This window comes from Granulicella sp. S156, assembly GCF_009766105.1.
Lineage (GTDB): Bacteria > Acidobacteriota > Terriglobia > Terriglobales > Acidobacteriaceae > Granulicella.
In genome coordinates this window covers 165429-190892 of record NZ_LMUH01000018.1, presented here as the reverse complement: position 1 = coordinate 190892, position 25464 = coordinate 165429, and the positions used below count along the sequence as shown (strand labels likewise).

Sequence of the window (25464 nt, the reverse complement as noted above, 5' to 3'; positions counted from 1 at the left end):
TACTCAGAGCAAGTTCATCCAAACAGGAGATAGTGTTGACGGGAAAATCATTGAAGCCAACGATCACGATGTGCGGCACGCCGAGTCGCCGAACAGCCGTAAAACAAATGTTAGGTGCCGGTATGGCGCTTGCATCGCCAGGCATCCTCTTTGCCAAGAGCCCGATCCCAACCATTCGCGTGACTTCTGAGGAGGTGACGCGACTCCCCGATGATTTCACCGGCCTAAGCTACGAATCCTCGCAGCTCTCTCACCCCGAATTCTTCAAGGCCGACAATCACGATCTGGTCCAGTTCTTCCGCACTTTAGGGGATCGTGGCGTTCTTCGGCTTGGCGGGAACATGAGTGAGTACACCGTATGGGACCCGATGAGTTCGGCCGTTGTTGCACTGGGCGAGACGGAAGGCCCCGACCCAGGAAACGGATCGGATCGGGTTTTTCCTGTCACTCCTCGCTCCATCGATAACCTTGTGGGCTTTCTAGATGCCACAGGCTGGCGACTGATCTACGGTCTGAATCTTGCCCGGGGCAAAGTGGACTCCGTTGTAGAGGAAGCGGAATATGTTGTGAAGGCCGTTGGCGATCGACTCATCGCCCTGCAGTTTGGGAACGAGCCTGATCTCTTCAAGCACTCTGACAATCACAACCAGAAATGGACTTACGAGGAGTTCATCACGAGGTGGAACGAGTTCTACGCAGCAATTCGCGCCAAGCTTCCCGACGTGCCGATCGCCGGTCCTGACACCTCCAATCCAAAGTGGAATGCACAATTCGCCGAAGACGTAGGCCACAAGACTGTCCTCGAAACTAGTCATTTCTACGCCGAGGGTCCGCCTAGCGATCCGCGCATGACGATCGATTACCTGCTTTATCCAGGGGAACGTCTCCAGTCCTACGTGATGCAGGCAATCGCGGTATCAAAACGAAGTGGTATCCCATACCGGATGGCGGAGGGAAACACTTGCTATGCCGCCGGGAAGGCCGGAGTCAGCGATACATTCGCCGCAGCTCTCTGGGTTGTCGATTTCATGCTGACTGTCGCTCAGGCCGGTGCGACGGGCGTCAATCTACATGGCGGAGGGAATGGACTCTATACGCCGATAGCAGGCTCTATGAGCGAAGGCTACACCGCCCGCCCTATCTATTACGGCATGCTTCTGCTCAAACCACTCCTCGACAGCACTCTTCTTCGTACAGATGTCGAACACGCAGATAAGAATTTAGCGGCCTACGCTGTGCGAACAGATCATGCATATCAGGTCGTTGTAATCAACCGTGATTCCCAAGCGCTCGCATGCCAGATTCTTGTCCCGACTCCGCAGCCGGTTACAAGCGGAAGTGTGTGGCGGCTAGAGGCACCCTCCGTTTCGAGCACCAGTGGGGTAACACTCGCGAATGCAACCATCACGCCGGATGGACGATTTCGGCCGGCTGCGACTGAGTTGCTGCGACTTCGGAAGAACAGCGCAACGTTACAGCTTGGTCCCTACAGTGCCGCCCTCGTCACAATCCCGACTATAGCCAACAATCCTGTTATGTAGCACGACCGGAGACACGATGTTCATTCCTCAGCCCACCCTCGATCGGCGAAATTTTCTGCTGCATGCAGGCGCTGGACTTCTTGGATCTACCCTGCCTTCCCCACTCCTTGCGCTCGGTGGAGACGAGCACACATTGAACTGGACACCGCTCGGCCACCTGGCCAAAGAGAAGAACATAGCGTTCGGCTTTGCCCTGAACTACAGTCTGCTTTCCACCAACGCGGACTATGATGCCCTGGTCGCACGCGAGTGCACCATCGTTACGCCCGAAAATGCCATGAAATGGGAAGCAGTGCATCCAGAACCTGATCGCTACTCGTTCACGCAGGCCGACGCGATTGTGGCGTTCGCGGGGCAACACTCGATGAAGGTGCGGGGCCATGCGTTTTGCTGGCATCGTGCGTTGCCGCCCTGGGTGACTCGCGATGTGACCAAGGGCAGTGCGGAAGCCGTGCTGCGACAGCACATCGCCACGGTAGCCGGTCGCTACAAGGGAAGACTGCACTCTTGGGACGTAGTGAACGAAGCGATACAGCTAAAGGACGGTCTGCCCGACGGCTGGAGAAACTCTTTCTGGTATGGTCTGCTTGGACCAGTTTATGTAGATATTGCATTCGATGCTGCGAAGCAGGCCGATCCGTCCGCGATCCTCACCTACAACGATTTTGGTCTGGAATACGAGAATCAGTCTGACACTGCCAAACGAAAAGCTGTACTCACAATGCTGCGAGATCTTAAGCGACGAGGCGTGCCGATCCATGCGCTGGGTCTTCAGTCTCATCTGCGAGCAGGCACGGGAGAGAGCTTCGGCGCTGACTTGCCAAAATTCATAGCGGAGGTGCGCGATCTCGGCTTGGAAGTTTTTGTCACCGAATTGGATGTGGACGACAGTCACCTTACGGTAGAGGGAGGCGCGCGGGACGAGGCGATCGCCGACGTTTACAAACGATATCTGGACCTTGTCCTTGCAACGGCCTCGGTCTCTGTCGTCATCACGTGGGGAGCATGGGACATCGCGAAAGTTACAGGAGCAGTGGCGACAACCGGTCCAAACGCGGAGCGACCCCTGCTGTTTGCGCCAGGCGGATCTCCGAAGCCCGATGCCATTTCAGCTGCCCGGAGTTTTCAACGTGCGCCGCTGCGACTCAACTAGCCCGTGCAGATTGCATCGGCGTGTCAAATTCACGCGCTTGGAGACAGCTTTCTCCGGGGGAATCGCTACGCGCTTGCGCGCTCTCCAGATTGCGCCTAACCCGGTTACACCAAAAGCGGCGCCGCATTGACAACCCAACAGGTAAGAAAGAGAGAAGTATGAGAGAAAAATATCTTCGCTTCACGTTCGGGACTAAGTTTGGATCAGCCCTGGTCTTGTCGGTCATTCTTGTGGCTGTTGTCTCTTGCACCTCGGCGGTCCGTGCTCAGACGTGTCTCGACGGGCAATACAGCAACCTGTCTCAGGGATACTACACTCTGCAAAACGACGAATGGGGCCTGGCCGGCGATCCAGGCGGATGGCAGGAAATATGCTCCGGCAACTCCAGCCCAACAATAAATAGTTGGAGTTCCACCTGGTTCTGGTCTACAGGGACCGGTGCGATCAAGGCGTACCCCAGCATCTATCGGGGATGGCAGGACGGGGGCAGTTGGTCCCCCAGTGCCGGCGGTTTTCCCCAGCAGATTTCAGCGCAGGGATCGATGCCGACTAGCGTCACATTCGCTATGACTGGAGACAATAAGTACGATTGCGCCTACGATCTTTTCTTCAGTCCCAGTGGTAACCCAACCTCTCCGTCGGAGGAGATGATGGTGTGGCTCAGCTACTCGGGAAATCAACCCGCCGGTACGAAGATCGCTTCCGGAATCAGCTTGGCCGGAGTGAGCGGAACATGGGACGTTTGGTCGGGAAATGTTGGCTGGCCTGTCTATAGCTTTGTGCGAGATACACAAGTGACAAGCTTCACCAGCAACCTTCAACCGTTTGTCTACTATCTGAGCTACACGAACGCGTGGCTGGACAGTAGCTGGTATGAACTTGGCATCCAATTCGGCGCTGAGATCACTCAGAGCAACAGCGCCAATGGGTCCATCACGGTTTCGGGCTTCACCGCAGCGGCCAATTGAGATTCGACACTTCATGCCCCGCGCTCAACGAGTGTTTTGTCCTTCTGCGGCTCACCGAACCTGTCAGCACTCAATCAGTGACTCGGCATGTTCGCTATCCGTGTTTTCTTTGAACGTCCACAGCACAGTTGCCATCTCGAACTTCACAGGCGCTGCTGCCAGTGGTTTTATTGGAAATGCATACCTCCCATCCGGTTTTGTCGATGTAACCCACTCGGGACAGAGATCAGTAATAGTTTTCGGAGGCATGGCCGCCCAAAATATTGCCCAGGAGTTCGCACCAGAACTAGGACGATTTCTGGAGAAAATACATCTGATACATATACCGTTGCCCCCGTTTGGTGGACAAGAGACAAGTAGCAAAACGAGTGCTGAGGATGAAACCGGTCTCGGATGCCGATATAGCGGGACTTGTCACCCGCCCGTCGAACGAACGGCAATAACGACCGCAACGATCAGAAGTAGGCAAAGCATATACGTCAGGAGCTGTTGCGGACTGAATCCAAGCGGGCGCTTCGTTTCGTGCTGAAATTCCGGGTCGAACCAAGCAGTCCCGGGAAAGAACGGCGAGAACACCATCGAGACCCAATACATTCCTGCAACGGCTGCTGCGATGAGCAGGAGCGGAAGCGTGAGCGGACGGAAGTAGAACAAGATGAACAAAGAGAGAAAGCCGCCCAGAATACCCATCGTCATTGTCCGCCCATTATGAAACTTGGCGTGGGGCGGCCATCTTGGATTCCAAAGGTGTTGCTTCGATACCGATGGAGCAATGGCGTCCGCGACAAATCCGCCGAAGCCGTATAGCGCGACGAAAGCGACGATCCACTTTGCGATAACCATAAAGCACCTCTTCCACAGAGGGTATGGGCTTGAGTCGTCTTACCGGTATCAAGAAATAGCGATTTTTGTGCACCGTCCGTGCGGCGTTAGTTCCGCAAGAGCGCCGCATCCCGGACGGCGCCAGGAGTTACTCCGAGATGCTTTCGAAAAACACTGACGAAATGTGAAGGTGACGAGAAACCAGTCTCCTCCGAGGCCTGATCGACTCTGACATTGCGGCCAAGCATCAGGTCCAGCGCATGCGCAAGACGGAGACCGAGAAGGTGTGCGTGGGGCATTTGCCCCGCTGCTCGCCGAAAAGCCTTGATAAAGTGATGCAGGCTGAAACCAGCTCCGGCAGCCAACTCATCGAGTTTCGGAGCCGGTTTCGAGCAATCGCGAATCCGCTCCTCCATGCGCGCGCAAAAGCGTCGCAGCCGAAAGAATGGTTCGACGATCTGCTTGGGACGGATAGAGCCCGCGCGAAGGAGTACGCTCGTCGCGATGAAGGTGACGAGCGATCATTTTAGGAGAAGTGCGATGGCGAACAGCTCCTCTCTTTCTGGCGTGAATCTCTACGACGCCTAAGAGTGGTCCGTTACGTCACCATCCGAGGATTTATTGGGCGTGACGGCCCGAGCTCTCCAAACTAGATGAAGCCTCCTACCCTCAAGGACTGTACAGTACAGGCCCTTTGATCCAATCGGACGCTTCAGAAGTCTTTCCAGATGAGTTGATTGACGAAATCGGTTTCCGCCAACTCACGTTTATACCGTTCAATACGCTTCGCATGGACAACTTCGATGATTAGAGTTCTCGGCGCTGATCGGTTGAGCTATTTTCGGTCTTCCAAAAACGCTCCACTGAATCGCCCGTTGCAAAGAACCTCTCAGAGAGAAACGAGCTGATCGCTGCATCTAGCGATAACTGCAAGAACTTCCGCAGCAACAAACATCCCGGCTTTCACAACGGCCAGCGTGTGGCCCATATGCAAAGAACGGAACAGATTTTAGGAGGCACACAATGCCGGAAATCTCATCGAACTACCCATCCATTCGACGTGTCCTCACCAGTCTCGTCGCGGTAGTGGCCCTGCTGTCAAGCATCACTCCAGGCAAATTCGCGAATGCGCAGACATCAACAGACAGAACCATCTCCACCTCCACCCTCTTGTTCGTCCCACAGCCCCAGGCAGGTGCTGTCCAGCAGGAGGTCGGTCTGCTCCAGAGTGGTCAGTCCAGCAACGCTCTTCTGATCAACGCGATGGAGTTTACCCCACAGTCCGTGTGGCTTGCCAGCAAGACTCCCAGCGAAACCGCCGCCATCGTTACCCAGACTCTTCTCGCAGCCAACGCCCAAACTGCAGTCCCCGTCTTTGTCCTGTACAACATTCCTGGCCGTGACTGCGGTAGCTATTCTGCCGGCGGGGCCCAGAATACCCCCGATTACGAGGCTTGGATCAACGCTATAGCTGGCGCGATCGGCAACGAGCAAGTCGTCGTCCTTGTGGAGCCAGACTCCCTTGCCCTTCTGCCGAGCGACTGTGGATATGACCCTACCGTGGTTGATATTCCCACTGCCGTGACTAACCGGTATTCCCAGATCAACTATGCCATCACTCAACTCGAACAGCAGCCCCAAGCCAGCGTCTACATTGATGCTGGCAACAGCCACTGGCAGGCCGTCCCCGTCATAACCCAGCGATTGATAACCGCCGGCGTCCAACAGGCCCAAGGATACTTCTCGAATGTTTCGAACTTCCACCTCTCCACCTATGAATCCAAATATGACACCTGGATTTCCGAATGCATCGCCTTTGGCACGAATTCGGCTAACGGCGGCTGGCGCCTCGGCCATTACTCCTACTGCGCTAGTCAGTATTACTCGCAATACGGCACGGTGAATCCTGACGACATCACCACCTGGAGCTACACCGACGAGTGGTTCGAAAACAATTTGGGTACCGCAGTCCCGACGACCCACTTCGTCATCGATACCAGCCGCAACGGATTAGGCCCCTTTGACGCCTCCAGCTACGCAAATTCTCCCTATAACCAGCCCGCTTCCGTGATCACCACCCTGGACGGTGGAGATTGGTGTAATCCGCCCGCACGCGGACTTGGCGTCCTCCCAACGGTGAACACCGGCACACCACTACTCGACGCCTACCTCTGGGTCAAAACGCCCGGCCTGTCCGATGGCACTTGCGATTCGGCCGGCGGCGCACGCGCATGGGACTATGCCGACTACCAACCAACCGGATGGCCCACCACCACTCTGCAGGCCACCTTCGATCCGCTCTGGAGTACTTATGATCCCACAGCAGGGGTTTGGTTCTCGAACGAGGCGCTCGACCTTGTTCAACGCGCGAATCCTGCAATCACTGGAATCGTTCCCGCAGGGACGAACACTCCTGCAATTACCACGCAGCCCACGAGCGAATCCGTGGCTCTCGGAACAACGGCTACCTTCGTAGCCACGGCTACGGGCAGCTCTCCGTTAGCCTATCAGTGGTTTGAAAATGGCGTTGCCATTCAGGGCGCCACCTCCGCGTCCTTTACCACCCCCGTGCTTGCCGTTACCGACAACGGAGAACAATATAGTGTCGCGGTGACTAATGCGGCCGGCATCACCATCTCGACGATGGCGACACTCACGGTCTCTGCCCCTGCAGTCAATAACACCAACGTCAGCGACACCGCGATACCAGGCTATGGTTCGGGTCCCGTCCCGGCAGGAGCGAACCTTGTTATTGGCCAGACTGCCACATCAAGCAGCAACCAGGCCGGGTGGCTTGGCGTTTCCAACGCTGTGGATGCTAACCTCACCACGCGGTGGTCCTCGGCGTTTATAGATCCTTCTTGGGTTCAGGTCGATCTCGGTTCTGTCCAATCGATAGGACAGGTTGTCTTGCGCTGGGAACGCGCCTTCGGCATTGTCTACCAGATTCAGGTTTCATCCGATGCGGTGAACTGGACCACTGTATTCACACAAACGAACGGTTCAGGCGGTACTGAAAATCTGGTTTTCTCTCCGATAAGTGGACGCTATGTTCGCATGTATGGAACGCAGCGTGCTACGCAATACGGCTATTCACTGTGGGAGTTCGAGGTATACGGCCCCGGTGCAACCGCTGCCTCTACACCGACCGCCCCCACAATCGACATTCAGCCGGGCAGCATGACCTCAACTGTCAGTTCCACAGCGATCTTCTCGGTCACTGCCTCGGGGACTGCACCCTTCACTTACCAATGGTTTGAAAACGGCGTCGCCATTCCAGGCGCTACCAACGCCATCTTCACTACGTCTGTGCTGGCCGCTACGGACAACGGAGACCAGTTCGACGTTACTGTGAGCAATGCGTTGGGTACGGCCAATTCGACTGTGGCTTCGCTTACCGTGAACCCCGCCGTTGCCGGTGAGTCGTCGGCTCCAGTGATCACCATTCCGCCCAGCAGCCAATCGGTGGCAGTCGGAGCGACCGCCACGTTTACTGTCAGTCAAGCTGGTACAGCTCCTTTCAACTACCAGTGGCTTGAGAACGGTCTCGCCATCTCGGGGGCGACCTCGGCGATCTTCACCACGCCTGTACTGGCTACCTCGGACAATGGGGAACAATACAGCGTCACAGTCAGCAACGCGACTGGAAGCACTACTTCGGTCGCAGCTATTCTCACGGTGAACGCCAGCGGGTCATCCGCTCCTGCGTTTACGACTCAGCCTACAAGTCAATCTGTGGCTATCGGAACGGCAGCCACCTTCACGGTCACCTTCACAGGCACACCTCCGTTCACCTACCAGTGGTTCGAAAACGGGGTAGCCATTTCTGGCGCTACTTCTGCCTTCTTCACCACACCTGTACTAGCTGCGGCCGACAATGGCGAGGAGTTTAGCGTCACCGTCAGCAATGGTGCCGGCGTCGCCAGTTCGACTACGGCCTTCCTCACTGTCTCCGTCACTGGAACGGACAACACCAACGGCAGCGATACTGCGATATCGGGATATGGCACAGGCCCCCTTCCAGGCGGATCAAACTTGGCTCTCGGCCAATCTGCGACCTCAAGTGGCAACGAGTCTGGAGGGCTTAGCGCATCCAACGCTGTGGATGGTGATCTCACCACGCGGTGGTCGTCGGCTTTTGTCGATCCTTCCTGGATTCAGATCGATCTTGGCTCTGTGCAGACGATCGGACAGGTAGTTTTGCGCTGGGAGCGCGCGTTCGGGGTTGTCTACCAGATCCAGGTTTCATCCGATGGGCTGAACTGGACCACTGTCTTCACCCAAACCAATGGCTCGGGAGGGTCTGAGAATTTGGTCTTCTCCCCAATAAACGGTCGCTATGTCCGTATGTGTGGGACACAACGCGCCACGCAATACGGGTATTCGCTGTGGGAATTCGAAGTATATGGTCAAGTAATCTGACCTTGGACTTGCCGTTTTGTCTCACAACATCTGGCCAGCCCGTACCAGTTGGACGGGCTGGCGCTACGCCGTACTAAAGGGCCCAGTTCTGCCGTAGCAAAACTCGCTGCGCTAAACAAACAAGCTAGCTCGTACAAAAAATCGGGTAGAGCACTTTCAGCAGAAAGTCACGGCTGTCAGGCTTTGACACGCACGACACGGCCGATACGCGTCTTTAGGTTTGCTCCCAGATGAGCCGGATTATGCGCTGTCGGCTGCGTCGAGAGAGGAAGAACGCTCAAATCCGAGAACAATTACGAGAATTGTGCTCTCCGTTTTTGGCAATGCATGCAGAAATCCGGACCAAGAGCGAACTGTGGGTGAAATCAGTCCGCCGCGCGGGGACAGCGACACGGGTATTGATACCCAATGCCCTCTTCCGATCTCACCCGTCCGAGCACCTGGACGGATGATCAGACAATATCTGAAATATTTTTCCAGAACTAAGCACAAAAGGAGGTGCTGAGTTGTTTTACATACAGCAGGAAGATTGGTCTCTCCGGGATAGGACATATCGCTGGAACAGCTGGGTACAACACGAGACGCTTGGAATCGATCCCAGCAGGGGTGTCTCTGTTTTTCGGCGCACTTAAATGCAACCTCGAGCGGCTTTGTTGGACTACGTTTGAACATCGCGAGGGAAGACGCCGCCAACCGGAATGCGGATGGTTCGGAGCAAAGGATCGTTCAGCTATACGACACGCTTCGCCCGTCACTGTACCGATACCTGATCAATATCGGCATATCACCACAGGACGTCGAAGAGGTCGTTCAGGAAACTTTTCTTCGACTCTATCGCCATATGCGCGGTGGAGGCGACGAAGAGAACCTTCGTGCCTGGATTTACCAAGTGGCTCACAATCTGTCTTCTAACTTCCACAAGAGCAGGCGTCGTCTTGTCGACTCCACGCCCGAATTGTGGGAGCAGTTGAGCCAGTCTACCGTTGACAGCGCCCCCGATCCTGAGAAGCAACTACTCCACCAGGAACGGCTCCTTCGCGTCCATGACGGCCTCGCCAAACTGACGCAGTTACAGCGGGACTGTCTCTACCTCCGCGTGGAGGGATTCCGCTACAAAGAGATCGGCAAAATGTTGAATGTCGGAACCTCAACCGTTTCCGGTTCACTGAGAAATGCAATCAACAGACTCATAAAGGGGTGCGCATGAGGAAGAGATACATCAACCCCACAGACGCCGTGCATGAAAAGCTCTTTTTAAGGAGCCATCTGACCGATGAAGCTATCCTTCTGGCGCTCGACGGGGAACTCTCAGCCAAGGAAGCGACGGAGGTTGATACACACGTTCAATCCTGTTGGTCTTGTCGCGGCCGAAAGCAAGCGACCGAACAAGGTATTGCAGATTTAGTCGACTATCAGAATGCAGTAACGGCGCCGTATCTCCCGCCACCCTCGGACAAAAGAGCAATCTTCCTTACCCGACTGGATGCGTTGGCTGTTGAGATGGGCCAGCCGTCGCACCTGAATCGGCTACGCAATGGAGCAATCAGGCTTCTTAGGTTGGCTCGAATAGACCAATTAGTCTGGATCACAGGTGCCATAGCGCTGATCGCTTTAGTCCCCTTCTACTACTTCCTGCGCACTCCTCCCGTTGTATCCGCAGACGAGCTGCTGAATCTCACAGCTGCATCCGAGGTCAGATCGACAAAAACAACCATCGAGCCGGTTGTCGTCCAGAAGGTTCGCATCACCTTCGGCAAAACATCGCTGACGCGAACCATGTATCGCGATGTTGCGCATAACCGGATTACGAGTCGAACGGATGCGAACAGGCTTGGAGAGGCACAAGTTAAAGCAGCCTACTTCAAATCTTCGCTCGACTGGGATTCTCTGCTGGATGCGAATACATACCGTCGCTGGCGAGCGACCCGCCCGGCAAGCAGCAATAGAGTAGTGCGGCTCGGAAAGGATGAACTCAAGGTGGAAACAACATCCTCCGCAAGTCCGGTCACCGAGGCAGATATAACCGTTCGCGTTGCCGACTATCATGCGGTTTCGGAGAGTTTTCGCCTACAGGATCAGAGCGAAATCGAGATTACAGAACTCTCGTATGACGTCATTCCCTTCGCGTCTCTATCAGCAGACATCTTCGGAGCGCCAACCCAGATTGCGGTAGTCCAGCTTCCCTTAACCGCCATACTGCGACCCACGCTACCGAGCGGCGCCGAATTGGCTGAGGCAGAAGTCGAGGCAGACTCTATACTTCATAGACTCGGCGCAGACCTTGGCGAACAAATCAGTCTCACCAGTCAAGATGGGCATGAAGTATCTATTGACGGTATTGTTGACGACGACACTCGCAAGCAGCAGGTGGTTTCGGCCCTGCAAAACATTCCGCATACGCGACTGCATATATTGACGATCGAGGAGGCACAGCGAGTGCCATCTTCTATCCCTAGTCATGTGGATTCTTCGGCCCCCTCCGTCGCGGCTATGGTTGCAACTCCGCCTCTGCTTGAGGCCGAGCTTAATGCTCGCTTTACGGACAGAGACCAGCGGATCTCGTATGTCAACCAGACCCTATCGCTGGCACAATTAGCCTCGGCGCGCGCGTGGGCTTTGAATCGGCTGGCTGATCGCTACCCGCCTAAAGGAGTTGCCGTACTCGACAACGAAGCACGGCGAAAGTTACAGGTGCTGCTCACAGATCACGTATCCGCCCTACGTGAAGACCTCAGTTCCCTACAGAATTTGGTGGCTGAAATTCTCCCTGGATCTTCGAACACTCCCGCTGCCAACACGTCAGTCGCGACACGGGTGGAACCTAAGACCACTAACGCGCTTGAATCGTCAGAAGACTGGAGAGACCGAATCCGTCGGATTCACTCCTCAACAGAAGCTGTTCACGAGTCCGTGGTTGCCCTGCTTAGCAGTTCACAGCCAAGCGATCAGAACGATGCGAACGCTATAGAAGTCAACGTTCGAACGTCTTTGACCCAGTTACAAAATGAGCTGCAGGCCCTTGATCAAAAGGTACATGAAACAGATTTGAGATGAGGAGAACCATTCTTATGAGGCTATCAACGAAGCGTTTTCTACTATACGGACTTTGCGCGGGCGCACTGCTCGCAAGTTCCGCTTCTCCCGTTCACGCGCAAGAGTCCTCTGCACAGATTACCGGCACAGTCACAGATGCCTCGGGTGCAGTGCTCCCGAACGCGAGTGCATTAATAGTCAGTCAGGATACGGGCACAACTCGTCAGGTAAAGACGGACAAATCTGGAGAATTTCTTGCTCCGGCACTCGAGCCGGGACACTACCGCATCACGATTGCTTCCCCTGGATTTGAAACCTTCGTTACTGAGGGCGTTGTGCTGAGCATCGGAGAAAAAAAAGGTCTCAGCTTTCGGCTAACCGTTGGCGAGTCCAAGCAAACCGTAACCGTCTCCGGAGACTCAGAGTTAATCAACACGACATCTGGAGAGGTCAGTGAGGTTATTAATCAGCAAGCTATTACTGAGCTGCCTATAAACGGAAGAGACCCGGCGAGCCTAATATTCTTGAGTGCCGGTGTCACGAACGTCTTGCAATCTCCAATCGGGCTCGCTCCGGGAGGGACGGCGCTTCCTACGGAAATCAATGCTTCGGCAGGAGGTGGACGCCAAGGAAGCACTTTTTTCCTACTGGATGGCTCGCCCAACATGGATACCTACATGCCGGAGACGGCACCGTTTCCGAATGCAGACGCGACTGAGCAGTTTCGGGTGAGCACTAACTTCGACGCCCAGTATGGATATGCGCCCGGCGCAGTCGTAAGCATCAAGACGAGGTCCGGAAGCAATCAGTTTCATGGCGGGCTCTTCGAATTTATTCGAAACAATGATCTGAATGCTAAGGACTATTTCGCCCAGACCGTTGACACGCTGAAGCGGAATCAGTTCGGCGGCTACCTTGGCGGCCCGATCGTGAGGGACAAGTTGTTCTTTTTCACTAACTATCAGGGCACCAGACAGCACTATGCGGCTCAGTATAACCAACAGTCGACTCCTACACAGGCCATGTTGAACGGCGACTTTAGCGCGGTAGGTGCGGCCCTTCCTGCGGGCCAAACATTGAGTACGACTCCGTATACCAATAAACCGAATTTGTTTACGACCATCAATGGAGTACCAGACCAAATCAATCCCGCGCTCTTTTCTCCCGCAGCAGTCAAGATCGCAACGACAGCTTTGCCTCTCGGCCAGGTCGCTGCTACCGGGCAGGTAAATTTTGCGAGTCCCGTGTTGGTCCAAAACTATGACGAAGGAACGGCACGACTCGACTTCACACTCAACGACAGTCAGCGGTTCTACCTGCGCAGTTTCACGCTTTGGGAAGAAGAGCCCGCATCCTCTATTAACGGCAATCTCATGGCGATCCAGGATGCTCAGCAGGGCAGAGACTACAACGTCGTTCTGGGGCACGACTGGATCATCAATAAATCGACGGTGAATGAGGCTACCGTGTTCTGGACTGAGGTTTATGTGACCTCCTATGCAGAGCCCAAAGATATAAACGGTAATCCGGTCTGCATGTCGAAGTACATCGCCGTAAATGAGATCCCAGGCCACTGTTATTTAGAGGGCTTGAGCACCAGCGGTTTCGGTTCTGGATACAACGCGCTTCAGACTGAAAATCGCCATTCCTACGGATTGAACGATACCCTGAGTAAAACCATAGGCCTACACACCATCAGTGTAGGCGGTAATATTTGGAAGCAATTCGCGCAAGAGAATGCCGATTATCCGGCCGCGCCGATTGCAGGATTCTCGAATTACACAGGTTTTGGCCTGGCGGATTATTTGCTGGGTTACTTAAACAACTTCACGCAAGGCGGTGGAGAAATCGCCAGCGTAAAGGGATGGCAACTCGGACTCTTCGCACAGGACGAATATCGGGTACTACCGAATCTCACCATTACAGCCGGGCTACGTTGGGATCCCAATCTTCCACCCTCTACTCCCGGAGAGGGGAGAGGTGCTGCATTTCGTCCTGGCCAGCAGAGCCAAAGATTCCCGAATGCACCACTAGGGCTTGTCTTTCCAGGGGATGCCGGCGTCAACGCTGCGCTTATGCCAACGAGCTACGGATACTTTCAACCGCGAGTCGGTTTCAGTTGGCAGCCTAAGAGCCTCCCGCGGACTGCTATACGAGGCGCATTTGGGATGTTTACCGGACCTCTGCCCTATTCAACTTATAACCACACAGCCGATATTGCGCCGTTCAGTCCCGTGTACAACCTGAACGCGGCCCCAGGTGCCGGATATACGATCCCCTTCGACAGTCCATGGTCGACCTATGCGACAACGAATTATGCAAGCCCGTTTCCGCCATTTGCAACGACCGGCTATAAGCCTCCGGCGAATTCCCCATTTTTGCTGCCGGTAAGCGTCGAGGCCGTCTTTGCCAGCAACTTTCGTGCGATCATGACCCAAAGCTGGGATTTAGCGGTCGACCAGCAACTCTCAAAAGATATAGCTCTGCACATTGCCTATGTCGGCAAAGAGTCCTACCATCTTGGAACCATCCTCGATCGGAACCCTGGAATTTACTCGACAAACCCTGCCCTTAGTGGGCAACGCTTGACCTATCCGAACTTCAACCAAATCGAAGAAGAGACAAGCCTCGGAACCTCTCCTTATCAGTCCCTGCAGATTGGATTGGAGAAGCGGATGTCGCATGGCTTTCAAGCCAGGTCAAACTTCACATGGTCCAAGGTACTTGATCTATCAGCCACCGGAAATATTGCTGTTCAGGGTGGTCTCCCCAATCCATTCAACATTCGATACAACAGGGGTGTCTCACAACTCAACGTTCCTTATGTGTCGACCTCTTACTTTGTATACACCGTGCCCTCTCTCGAGAACTGGAATGCTATTGGAAGAAATACCCTTGGAGGCTGGGAAATCAGCGCAATCATCAATGCTTATAGTGGTTCTCCGTTTGGCATCTGCGGATGCGGGAACGGGCAGAATGCCTCAGGTTCTGACCAGTATGGTGATCGTGCTGACGTAGTGCCCGGCGTGCCACTCCATGTGCATCAGGGTAGTCAGCAAAATTGGCTGACTCACTACATCAATCCGGCGGCATTTGTGACGAATGCTCTTGGTACGTTCGGCAATTCGGGGCGGAACCCGTTTATTACTCCTACGGTCAACACCACTGATGCCGCGTTAATGAAGAACTGGACCTTGAAGGAGCGATATGGCGTTCAGTTTCGTTGGGAGATGTTCAATGCCTTCAACCATCCCAGCTTCGGAGGCCCAAACACTGATCCGACCTCTGCAACATTCGGGCAGATCACGAGCACCGGGGCAATCCCTCCTCGGGTGATGCAAGCAGCACTGAAGCTGAAGTTCTAATTTAGATGCCCTCTCGCGCTGCCAAGACCAGGCTCTACGATGGTATTTCCCGGCAGAACGAGTGGGCGTTGTTTTTTACGATATACGAGTCGCAACGTGAGCATTTGGAACTTGTCTGTTGCTTCTCATCTCCGCTCGAGACATGATTCGGTGGTTCTGGTGTATCCAAATAACAAGTGCACGTGTTGCAACTGCTGATTCTTGGATATAGGGAGAAAGGCGCGCAGGGAGAAAGATTTATATGACGAAGATATTGGCTGCGACGGGTGGGATTGGTTTTACTAGGCGAAAGGTTATCGCTGGCGCCGTGAAGATGATGGTTGTTTCGAATGTCCTATCGTCTCTTCCGGCAGAAGCGCTTGGGGCAAGTGCCTCTCAACGTGTTATCAACATCATGAATTTTATTCGCGCGGAGGAGCCGCGCGAGAGCATGGATCTGATCCTGCCGGTGCGAGAGCAGATGGCGCTGATCAAGGCACACAAATGCCCTGCTACGTGGCTGCTGCAATATGACGCGCTGGTCGAGGGGCCGTTTGTTGAGTTCCTTAAAGCCGAGATGCCACCCGATCATGAAACGGGCATCTGGTTTGAGATGAATCGGAGGATCTGCGACGATGCGGGAGTTGCGTGGCGCGGGAAACCCAACTGGGAGTGGGATTATCATGTGCCGGCGGCTTATGCCATAGGCTATACACCAGATGAGCGTCGCAAGCTTGCCGACACTGCTATGGCGACCTTCAAGCGTGTCTTCGGCCACGATGCAAAAACAGTGGCTTCATGGAATCTCGATGCGGTTTCGATTGCGCATCTCTCAGACCACTATGGCATCGATGCCTTTGGCAATTGCCGTGATCAGCTGGCTACGGACGGCTTCACCATTTGGGGTGCGCCTATTGCTGCTTACTATCCGAGCCGGAAGAACGCATGGAGCCCAGCGTTGGAGGCTAAGAATCAGATTGCTTCTCCGATGTTTCGCCTGTTGGGGCAGGACCCGGTCTACTACTATGACAATCAGCTTCCGTATCCGGATACCATGGAACCGGTCTGGACGTCGGGCCAGTCGCCGATATTTGTCGATAGATTCTTCGACATGATGACTCATGGACCGGCGCAATCTCTTGCGTATGCGCAGCTCGGCCAGGAAAACAGCTTTGGATGGCCGATGATGAGCAAAGCGTATTCGATGCAGATGAATAAGCTCACGCATGTGCAGAGCGAGGGCGGCGTGATCGTCGAAACGATGGGCGAGACGGGACGTCGCTTCAAGCGCTCCTTCAAGTCAACGCCAACACAAGCGCAAGTGATGCTGAAAGATCCATTTGACAGGGATCAGACACCACAGCGCACAGTCTGGTATCAGAGCAAGTACTTCCGCGCGAATTTACATTTTCGAGAGGCTGCGTTCTACCTGCGAGATCTACATGTTTATGATGACCGCTTTGCTCAGCCTTATCTGACGGAGCCTGTGCGGATGCATGGTATCGAGCAGCGCATGCTGGCGATACTCGACGGCTATCATTGGAGCGATGACGAAGTGCATGCTGGCCGCGACGGTATGCGTGCCATGGGGCGATTTGTCTTGATTGGAGAGGATGGTTTGGACACGCCTCTCACCATGGTTGGGACACCCACTGTCAGCGAGTCGGGACTTGCGCTACAAACGAGTGTGCCTATTGCCGGCGGCGGCAGTTTGGTGTCTGTATTTCACGAGACGGAGATAGCATTTAGCGTGGCCGGCGTAGCATCGTCTTCGCTGCTCGGTCTGAAGTTCGAATGGGTTGAAGCGCGCAGCGCACTTCGAAGCGTTTCGCTTGACCAATTGAACTATCGTTTCCGTGATTTCGATTATGCTGTTCAGGTCGTGAACGGCTATGCAAAGAAGGCAGTTGATGGTGTGCGCATTACGTCGAATCGTCGCGGCGCCTTACGATTGATCATGGCGCAGTCATTATTGGGGGGTTGAAAGTTGATTGTGGCAGAAGCCGTGGGAAGCTAAGCGTTCTTGTCCTTCGAAGAGATTTTATTCGACTGATGTGGCTTGCTGTGGGAGCATTGCCTTTCGTTGGGTTGGAAAATTGGGAAGGCAGTTCGAGTCCTGTGCGCCAGATCGCGAGCACGGATACCAGCCTCTATGAAACTTTCCGGAGCCGGCGGCGTCATGGCAATCATCGGCGAACTCGTCCGAGTCGGATTGATTGACATCAGTGTGCCTACGGTCCATGCCGCCACGCTCGGAGAGGCTCTTGAGGACTGGAACATCCTGCGAACTCACGAGGCTTCAATTCGTATGCCTTATTGCGCGGCTCCTGGCAATATTCCCACTCAGACGGCTTTTTCGCAGTCGGCTCGCTGGCCTGAACTCGGTGCGAATATGCATACACCTAAGATGCCTACTGTTGCCACCCATCCTTCAGAATTCCGAATAGTGAGACGAGAGAAGGTTTTGGATTCGATGTTTCAATGGATCGGCGGAACGCATCTAGAACGCAGTGAGAGATCATTTCGGCTTCAATCCTTGAAAGTTTTGGCTCAGATTCCTTTGAAATCGCCTGCGCCAAGGACTGCTCAGAGCGTCTCCAAAGTTCCCGGTGCTCTCTGGCAAGATCGGGAGTCGATCTTATCAGTCGGATGATATCCTCATGCTCCTTTGTATTCCTTTGAGACATAGGTAGAAGACGCAAGAAATGAGCCTGCAGAGCATCCAAAATAGAGGTTCCCTTGACTCTCGTGTGAACAGCGTTGACAAGAGCCTCCTCACGGTCGTGGCTTTCGTCGAATATTAAGGACTCTTTTGTAGGGAAATAATTGAACAGCGTTGTAACGGCAACCTCGGCGATTTCGGCGATTTCGGCGACCGTCACATTGTCGTAGCCTCTCTCAATAAAGAGCCGGGTAGCGAGATCAGAGATAGTCTTTCGGGTTTTGGCTTTTTTCCTTTCTCTGAGTCCCACAGCAAGACGCCCCTTTCCCTTGAACCACACTATAAATGGCCTTTCTATATATCGCTAGCAACAAAATTATTGTATTTACTTCATATTTGTATTGCATACGGTTTACGATTGAGAAGGCACGGATTGCGAGCAGAGGTCAGAAACGCAAACCGTGATGGAAATCGTCGCGTTGCCGCGCAGGCAAGAGAGGAAGGCACTATGAATTGTGACGTTGTCATCGCCGGTGCCGGGCCAGTGGGACTGTTGCTCGCTGCAGAGTTGAAGCTCGCGGGAGTTTCCGTGATCGTGCTGGAACGGCTGACTGAGTTGGACATGACGATCAAAGCAGGCGGGATCAGAGGCAACAGCACTAAACTGCTCGCCCGCCGTGGACTATGGCCGCTGCTTCAGGCCGAAGCGGCAAAGTATAGCAATGGGTTCGCCTCAGTTACGAGTCAGCGCAAAGACCCAGCTGACCGCTCGATGAAGCGTTTCGGAAGCGACCGCTCGGCGGGCCGCTTCGCGGGACATTTCGCGGGATTGCTCTTTCCGCTCAGTCCAAAATCTCCGATGCCATCCAATACGCCAATGCCGCAACAAGCGCTCGAGCAAGTTCTTGGCGCTTGGCTGGAAGAGCTTGACGTTACCGTACTGCGCGGTCACGAAATCACTGGCTTTGCTCAAGATCAGAAAGGGGTTGACGTATACTCAGTTACCGCCGAGGGCGCGTTCGACGTACATGCCTCCTATCTCGTCGGATGCGACGGCGGACGCAGCACAGTGCGTAAACTGGCGGGGTTCGACTTCCCTGGCACAGACCCCCTGACCACCGGGTATCAGGCGATCGTCTCAATGGACAATCCGGACCTACTTCCTCTCGGATGGAATCTGACCGAAACCGGTCTCTACCATTATGGGGCGAAGCCCGGATGGCTCTTTTTTTTGGAGTTCTGTGGCCCTCCGCCCAATCGCGATGCGCCGCTAACGACAGAAGAACTTGAAAGCAGCCTCCGGCGCGTCAGCGGTAAAGATGTGACTATCACCGGGATCGAGGCTTCGACTCGCTTCACCGACAATGCACGCCAGGCAGCAACCTACCGCATGGGGCGTGTCCTACTGGCCGGTGATGCCGCACACATTCACCCGCCCCTTGGAGGACATGGCATCAACCTCGGCTTGGAAGATGCCGCCAACCTGGGATGGAAGCTCGCTGCAGTTGTGCAAGGCTGGGCACCGGAAGGATTGCTGGACAGCTACACCACCGAACGGCATCCGGTAGCGGCAGCCGTATTGACGAACACCCGGGCGCAGATCTCGATCATGCGACCGGACGCACACAGCCGCGCAATGCGTGAGCTGTTTGGCGAGCTAATCCAGACAACACCGTGGATGCCCGTACGGCTGGGGAACATGATGCAGGGCCGCGGCATCCGTTATGAGATGGGCTCAGATCAACATCCTCTGGTCGGCAAGCCTGTGCCGGATATCTCCGGCATAGACGACGCCATGCGGCTTCCTCGTCCAGTCCTCTTCGACCTATCCGGGAGCGCCGGTCTTCGCACTGCCGTTGATGGCTGGACTGACCGGGTTGATGTCCGCGCCCTGACGGTCTTGACCAATCTCGGCGCATTGCTGGTACGCCCGGATGGATTCGTTGCTTGGGCTGTAGATGGCGAAGTAAAGGCCGGTGATCTTATTAGTCTGCGCGAAGCGCTGACTCGGTGGCTCGGAGAGCCAAAGGGTCAAAGCCTAGCGAGCGAATAAGGTGATTTCGACACGTGAAGCTATGCTCCTGCTCCACTCGGTGGACTTTTCTTAGCTACATCTGTACCGAGAACGATCTTCTCGCCGGCAACGGTCAACTGCGAACAGTGTTCTCAATTTTTTGAAAGGCGGACTATGCGACTGTTCATTTGCGGTCTCTCGATCATTGGCGTGGCTGCTCCTCTCCATATGCCTTGCGTGCTTGCCAGAAAGAGCTTCCCAGGAAGTGCTCGCCCACACGCTACTCGAAGGCATGGCCATAGGGCTCTCGCATACGCATTCATTTTGCTCTTTGTCACACCTGCGGCTATGGTCGCGCAGCCGCAAATTGCAGGACTATCTGCCGAAAGCAGTTCCCTCCCGGATGCCCCCTTACCGCAACCAGATGTGCAGAACTCAACTGACCAGGCATTCTCTGCGAAGAGAACCGCCAGCGTCTCAGGCACCGTGCAGGACACAACCGGAGCTGCCATTCCCGGTGCGAAGGTCACCCTGAAGCTAAGAGATGGAACAGAGCTGCACCAAGTACCCTCGGGGCCTAACGGCGAATTCACTTTCACCAGGTTGGTCGCCGGATCCTATTCGGTGGCTGTGCACGCCAATGGCTTCACGCCGTTCACCTCTGCAGAGTTCACCCTTACCGAACACCAGGCTTACCTGGCCACTAACATCACTTTGTCCGTTGCATCTGCAATAACGGAAGTAACCGTCCGCCCAATAGAAGTGATCGCCGCCGAGCAGATCAAACAAGAGGAGAGGCAACGCTTGCTGGGTGTCATCCCCAACTTTTACGTCAGCTATGTTCCTGACCCAGTTCCGATGACAACCAAGCAAAAATTCTCACTCGCTGCACGCGACACGCTCGATTGGACTTCCTTCGTGGGCATTAGTTTTGCGGCAGGAATTGAGCAGGCAAACAACAACTTTGCCGGATACGGTCAAGGGTCCGCAGGGTATGCGAAGCGTTGGGCAGCACAGTTCGGTGATGGGCGCTCAAGCGATTTCTTCGGCCATGCAATCTTTCCCTCGTTGTTCCATCAGGACCCGCGTTATTTTTATCAGGGAACCGGAACTAAGAAGTCGCGTCTCATGCATGCGCTAAGTCACGCCTTCATTGCGCGGGGTGACGACGGCCATACGATGCCGAACTACTCCTATCTCTTTGGCGATATGGTGTCCGGCGCACTCTCGAATGCGTACTATCCCCATGCGAATCGTGGTGCGAAGTTGGTCTTCACCAATTCTTTGCTTGGTATCGCAGGGTTAGCGGGTTCGACGGTAGCCCAGGAGTTCATCGGAAAACGCGTGACGAAAAACGCGTCTACATCGACTCAACCTGCAACACCGCCCCCGCCTCGGAACAGCGAGCCGCATGCGCCTGAGAGTGAACACCCCTCTAACTAGCGTCGAAGAGACTCTCCAAACGCCGGTCGGTAATCCGTCCCGGTAAATTCATTCCAGAAAAGACCGCATTTGAAGGAGGTCCGCCCCATGTCTATTCCATCCGCGAACGGCCCACCCTAGGTCTGACGACAAATCTCAGACAATTCTCCCTGCCTTTTGAGGGAAGATTTTGATACAGGGATTCTTTTGATCTGTCTCCGAACAAGTTGGAGACATGCAACGGTCGGATACGTCGACGGACGCAATGGCATTAACGCGCAAGAGGTGGTTCCGGTTCCCACATTCCATATGGTTTACTCCCAAGATCATACGGGACGTATGCTCTGCTGACCGGCAATACCTCCTCAAACCAAGATCAAGTCAGCGCTACGATTTCGACGTGCCAGCAGAGAACCCGTCGGACTGCAAGAGGCTCCTCTATGCTGAGATCAGTTGCCTGGTTATACGTATGTCGGCCGTTTCCCGCTATGGTCCGTTATGGAATTGCGGCCTCATCCTTTGCGGCGGCATTCGCCGTTGTGTTTTTCTTTCAAGCTCTCAAGCTGCGCGATCCCTACGCATTGATCTTCCTGGCTGCCTTGTGGGTAAGTGCTTGGTATGGAGGGAACGGCCCGGGATATCTAGGACTCGTCCTGGGTACATTGGGACTCACTGCTCTCCTTCATTCCCAGGACAGGTGGAATTTGCTCCTCCAGCATAATGTTGCGGTGTATGGAGTCTTCTTTTTCTTCGCGTTTCTGATCTTGAGATTCAGCCGGGAGCGGCGCCGCATCGAATCTTCACTGAAACAGTCGCGGGCTCGTCTTGAGGCGGAGGTACAAGCCCGCACTACCGATCTGACCAGTGTGAATGCGCAACTGGCTCGCGTGAACATTGAGTACAAGACGATTTTCGATGCGCTACCTTTCGCCATCGCGCTATTTAGGCCCGGCCGCGTGGTGCGCCGTTGCAATCCGGCGTACGAAGCGCTGACGGGTTGGAAAGCCGAAGAACTCATCGGGAAGATTGCGGCGCTTCCGGAGAGCGAAATAAGGACATGGCGAGAGCAAGAAGAAGGTCTGCGCGCCGGACGCCCATTCTTTGACTATGAAGGACCTCGTCTTCGAAGAGACGGTTCGGAGTTTCCTGCCAGCATTTCCGCTATCCCCCTCTTCGAGGAAGAAAGAGCCTACGTTGGACTGGTTGGTTGGATACTAGACACCACACAAAGTCGGCTTCAGCAGGTTGAGCGACAGATGCTTACCGTGTTGGTGCAACACACTCCAGGATTTATCGGCGTCGCCGACATGGAAGGCGCAGCCGTATTTGTGAACCCTTTCGGGCAGAAACTGTTTGGACTAGAAGGTGACGATCACGTCAAGCGCACAAACGTGCTCGAGTTTTTCGCTGACAGCGAACGTGTCCGCGGCCAAGACAAAATCATTCCAATGATAGTGAGTCTTGGACATCTGGAATTCGAGACGATTGGGAGGAATTTCACGACCGGGGAAACCTTTCCGCTCCAATGCACCGGGTTTGCGATTCCGGATGCAAAGACCGGAGCACCCGCTTTCATCGCCACCGTGGCTCAGGACATCACGGAACGCAAGAGGAGTGAGGAAGAGTTAAGTCGACGGGACGTCTACTTGACCGAAGGACAGAGCATCAGTCACACAGGCAGTTGGGCATGGCATGCGGCAAGTAAGAGAGGCTTTTGGTCCAGCGAACTCTTTCGTATTCTCGGCTATGGGCCAAATACGGTGCCTCCGACGCCTTTCACCTTTCATGAGGCGGTCCATCCTGAAGACCGAGATGGTGCCGAGGTCGCGTGGCAACAAGCCGTGACTGGCAGAACCTCTATCGATCATAAGCACCGCATTGTTCATCCCGACGGTTCTGTCCGGTATGTACATAGCCTCGGCCACCCGGTCGAAAGCGTTACTGAAGGTGTCGAGTTCATTGGCACGGTTATGGACGTGACTGAACAGCAAAAGGACCGCGAAGCTCTACGTAAGTCTCTCAAGGACAATGAATCGCTTCTTGAAGAAAACAAGGTTTTGCAGGACAAACTGCGTAGGGAAAACATCTCCCTACAGGAACTCAATCGAGCACTCCAAGGCGAACTCGCCGATATACAAAAGACTCGCTTCGAGCAGATTATCGGCGGGTCCCCTGCCCTGCAACGGACGCTCGTTCGAGTAGACCAGGTAGCCTCGACCGACGCCACTGTCTTGATTACGGGTGAAACCGGCACCGGCAAAGAGCTGATCGCTCAGGCAATTCACGAGAATTCAAAACGGGCACGCATGCCATTTCGCAGCGTGAATTGCGCGGCACTCCCTGCCACGCTCATGGCAGCAGAGTTATTCGGCTACGAGAAAGGAGCCTTCACTGGAGCCGATCGGCAACGGGTGGGCCAGTTTGAACTAGCTGCCGGCGGCACCCTCTTTCTCGACGAGATCGGGGAACTTCCAATCGACACTCAAGCTATGTTGCTCCGAGTGCTTGAGGAACGCACCTTCGAGCGCCTCGGCGGGTCAAAACCGATTTCGGCCGATGTACGTGTCATTGCCGCCACCAATCGGGATCTTCAGGTGGCGATGCGAGCGGGCGACTTCCGTCCCGATCTCTTCTATCGGCTCAGCGCATTTCCCATCGAGGTGCCACCGCTCCGAGAACGGAGGGATGACATTCCCATGCTGGTCACTCACTTCATTGCACTCTCGGCGGCCCGGCACGGAAGAACGATACGGAACATTGAAAAGCGCGGAATGGAGTTACTGCGATCATATGACTGGCCAGGAAACATCCGCGAGCTGAGGAATGTCATCGATACCTCCGTGATCGTTGCAAACGGCGAGTTACTTTCAATCGACGAGGAGCAATTGTTTGCGGCTCGCTCTTCTGAGGAAGCCCCGATGGGTTCGCTCCAAAAGGACATGGCGAATCACGAGCGGATACTCATTGAACGCGCGCTGGTGGAGACGCAAGGCAAAGTCTACGGGCCGTCCGGCGCGGGTGCCATACTTCACCTTCCTCCAACTACCCTTTCCGCAAAGATGAAAGCTCTCGGCATTGATCCGTCGAAATTCAAAGAACGCTCGACCTGAATCATTCTTGACGCGATCCTCAATCCTTGAGGTGCCTTTCCGCCACAGCCACAATCTGGAAACCACGAATTGCCCTTCCACATAGCCGGGCTCGACGAGCACCAGTTGCGAACTCATCCGTCCGGAGCTGCCTCAAAGGCCCGACTTGCTTGGCCGAATGAGCGTCGTCATTGCGAACGCACCTATCGAGTATGGCCTGAATGGCTGTGGCGAATCCTCTACAGCCAGAGAAAGTTCTTGCACTCTTGCATTTCGGCCCTATGCTGCTGAGATGGTTTGCGGACTATGGCAACTCACGCCTTGTCCAACCTCAAGAGTTGCGGTGACCTCGGATGAAACACTCAGCTCTCCCTAGCCAAGCTCAGATTGGAACCGATCGAGAGGGCGAACTTCGACTGAAGACATCTGGGGCGAAAGCGGAGCATCGTATGCGGGTGCTACTGTTCGCCTGCAATGCGAGTGATGCGCAGAAAGCATTGAAGTATGGAGACCGTATGGAGATCGCCTTTCTTCCCAGCTACGATATGGAGGAAATTCGGCGGGAGATCGCACGATTCAAGCCAAAACTGGTGACCTGCCGCGCAGATGTCTTCCTCAGCGTCTCTTCCACGCGCCCTCCAGGTGTCTCCGTAGGCGACCAAGCCAGTGATGCCACCATTCCTGGCGGGATCGCAACTACTTTCGTCACGCCCAGGGAGAAGAAGCTTTTGGCGATGCTCGCGAAGGGTAAGACAAACGGTGAGATTGCGAGCACACTGCAAGTCAGCGCTCGTACCGTGAAACGCACTCTGAGTGGCCTATTCGAGCGACTGAGAGCGGCCAACCGGACAGAATTGGCGAGCCGTGCGGCTCAGTTGCGCTTGCTTAATAATGATCGCTGATCTTCCTCCGCGTCATTGTTACGATCCCATACTCTCCGTGAAACTCACGGACCCTACGGAACCTTGGGTGTTGTGTTATTTCGTGTGCCGCA

General features: G+C 54.8%; 16 protein-coding genes. 13 read left to right on the top strand and 3 right to left on the bottom strand.

Going from position 1 to position 25464, the window contains the following annotated elements:
* The first annotated feature begins 35 nt into the window (after window positions 1–35).
* The 3 genes from GSQ91_RS14555 to GSQ91_RS14545 all read left to right on the top strand — a co-directional run bounded on the left by GSQ91_RS14555 (window position 36) and on the right by GSQ91_RS14545 (window position 3662).
* Window positions 36–1541 (top strand): hypothetical protein, encoded by a 1506-nt coding sequence (locus tag GSQ91_RS14555; protein ID WP_158822492.1) that lies wholly within the window; start codon window positions 36–38, stop codon window positions 1539–1541.
* Between the two features lie 16 nt (window positions 1542–1557).
* Window positions 1558–2694 carry an endo-1,4-beta-xylanase gene (locus GSQ91_RS14550; RefSeq protein WP_158822491.1) on the top strand — a complete coding sequence of 379 codons (1137 nt, stop codon included), beginning with the start codon at window positions 1558–1560 and terminating at the stop codon, window positions 2692–2694.
* Between the two features lie 158 nt (window positions 2695–2852).
* Window positions 2853–3662, top strand: coding sequence for a glycoside hydrolase (locus GSQ91_RS14545; protein ID WP_158822490.1), 810 nt, complete (start codon window positions 2853–2855; stop codon window positions 3660–3662).
* Between the two features lie 414 nt (window positions 3663–4076).
* Here the strand turns inward: GSQ91_RS14545 and GSQ91_RS14540 are convergent, their stop codons facing one another.
* Both GSQ91_RS14540 and GSQ91_RS26255 read right to left on the bottom strand, forming a co-directional pair.
* Window positions 4077–4505, bottom strand: a complete 429-nt coding sequence (locus GSQ91_RS14540) for a DUF6640 family protein (protein ID WP_158822489.1) — start codon at window positions 4503–4505, stop codon at window positions 4077–4079.
* A gap of 86 nt (window positions 4506–4591) precedes the next feature.
* Complete coding sequence (locus tag GSQ91_RS26255; protein ID WP_371417116.1) at window positions 4592–4849, bottom strand: helix-turn-helix transcriptional regulator; 258 nt, start codon at window positions 4847–4849, stop codon at window positions 4592–4594.
* Here GSQ91_RS26255 and GSQ91_RS25930 point away from each other — a divergent pair.
* The 6 genes from GSQ91_RS25930 to GSQ91_RS14510 all read left to right on the top strand — a co-directional run bounded on the left by GSQ91_RS25930 (window position 4745) and on the right by GSQ91_RS14510 (window position 17267).
* On the top strand, window positions 4745–5014 hold the full coding sequence (locus GSQ91_RS25930; protein WP_254064597.1) for a hypothetical protein: 270 nt from the start codon (window positions 4745–4747) through the stop codon (window positions 5012–5014). The genes GSQ91_RS26255 and GSQ91_RS25930 overlap by 105 nt on opposite strands.
* Window positions 5015–5507: 493 nt before the next feature.
* Complete coding sequence (locus GSQ91_RS14530) at window positions 5508–8906, top strand: glycoside hydrolase family 6 protein (RefSeq protein WP_158822487.1); 3399 nt, start codon at window positions 5508–5510, stop codon at window positions 8904–8906.
* Window positions 8907–9570: 664 nt separating this feature from the next.
* Window positions 9571–10113, top strand: coding sequence for an RNA polymerase sigma factor (locus tag GSQ91_RS14525; RefSeq protein WP_158822486.1), 543 nt, complete (start codon window positions 9571–9573; stop codon window positions 10111–10113).
* On the top strand, window positions 10110–11960 hold the full coding sequence (locus tag GSQ91_RS14520; protein WP_158822485.1) for a hypothetical protein: 1851 nt from the start codon (window positions 10110–10112) through the stop codon (window positions 11958–11960). Before GSQ91_RS14525 ends, GSQ91_RS14520 begins: the two co-directional genes overlap by 4 nt.
* Window positions 11961–11974: 14 nt before the next feature.
* Complete coding sequence (locus GSQ91_RS14515; RefSeq protein ID WP_158822484.1) at window positions 11975–15304, top strand: TonB-dependent receptor; 3330 nt, start codon at window positions 11975–11977, stop codon at window positions 15302–15304.
* Between the two features lie 241 nt (window positions 15305–15545).
* Window positions 15546–17267: a hypothetical protein gene (locus GSQ91_RS14510; RefSeq protein ID WP_158822483.1), complete on the top strand. Its 1722-nt coding sequence runs from the start codon at window positions 15546–15548 to the stop codon at window positions 17265–17267.
* Between the two features lie 427 nt (window positions 17268–17694).
* Here the strand turns inward: GSQ91_RS14510 and GSQ91_RS25925 are convergent, their stop codons facing one another.
* A complete protein-coding gene (locus GSQ91_RS25925; protein WP_254064596.1) occupies window positions 17695–18285 on the bottom strand; it encodes a TetR/AcrR family transcriptional regulator in 591 nt (196 codons plus the stop codon).
* 168 nt (window positions 18286–18453) lie between these two features.
* Here GSQ91_RS25925 and GSQ91_RS14495 point away from each other — a divergent pair, with 168 nt between their 5' ends.
* The 4 genes from GSQ91_RS14495 (at window position 18454) to GSQ91_RS14480 (ending at window position 25372) form a co-directional block, all read left to right on the top strand.
* Window positions 18454–19998 (top strand): FAD-dependent monooxygenase, encoded by a 1545-nt coding sequence (locus tag GSQ91_RS14495; RefSeq protein WP_158822482.1) that lies wholly within the window; start codon window positions 18454–18456, stop codon window positions 19996–19998.
* Between the two features lie 387 nt (window positions 19999–20385).
* Window positions 20386–21402, top strand: a complete 1017-nt coding sequence (locus GSQ91_RS14490; protein WP_158822481.1) for a carboxypeptidase-like regulatory domain-containing protein — start codon at window positions 20386–20388, stop codon at window positions 21400–21402.
* A gap of 707 nt (window positions 21403–22109) precedes the next feature.
* A complete protein-coding gene (locus GSQ91_RS14485) occupies window positions 22110–24491 on the top strand; it encodes a sigma 54-interacting transcriptional regulator (RefSeq protein ID WP_158822480.1) in 2382 nt (793 codons plus the stop codon).
* Window positions 24492–24919: 428 nt separating this feature from the next.
* Window positions 24920–25372, top strand: coding sequence for a response regulator transcription factor (locus tag GSQ91_RS14480; protein WP_158822479.1), 453 nt, complete (start codon window positions 24920–24922; stop codon window positions 25370–25372).
* The last annotated feature ends 92 nt before the right edge of the window (window positions 25373–25464 follow it).

Coding starts and splice junctions, on each gene's coding strand:
- GSQ91_RS14550 (WP_158822491.1), top strand. CDS start 1,558: ATGTTCATTCCTCAGCCCACCCTCGATCGGCGAAATTTTCTGCTGCAT.
- GSQ91_RS14545 (WP_158822490.1), top strand. CDS start 2,853: ATGAGAGAAAAATATCTTCGCTTCACGTTCGGGACTAAGTTTGGATCA.
- GSQ91_RS14540 (WP_158822489.1), bottom strand. CDS start 4,505: ATGGTTATCGCAAAGTGGATCGTCGCTTTCGTCGCGCTATACGGCTTC.
- GSQ91_RS25930 (WP_254064597.1), top strand. CDS start 4,745: ATGCGCAAGACGGAGACCGAGAAGGTGTGCGTGGGGCATTTGCCCCGC.
- GSQ91_RS14530 (WP_158822487.1), top strand. CDS start 5,508: ATGCCGGAAATCTCATCGAACTACCCATCCATTCGACGTGTCCTCACC.
- GSQ91_RS14520 (WP_158822485.1), top strand. CDS start 10,110: ATGAGGAAGAGATACATCAACCCCACAGACGCCGTGCATGAAAAGCTC.
- GSQ91_RS14515 (WP_158822484.1), top strand. CDS start 11,975: ATGAGGCTATCAACGAAGCGTTTTCTACTATACGGACTTTGCGCGGGC.
- GSQ91_RS14510 (WP_158822483.1), top strand. CDS start 15,546: ATGACGAAGATATTGGCTGCGACGGGTGGGATTGGTTTTACTAGGCGA.
- GSQ91_RS14495 (WP_158822482.1), top strand. CDS start 18,454: ATGAATTGTGACGTTGTCATCGCCGGTGCCGGGCCAGTGGGACTGTTG.
- GSQ91_RS14480 (WP_158822479.1), top strand. CDS start 24,920: ATGCGGGTGCTACTGTTCGCCTGCAATGCGAGTGATGCGCAGAAAGCA.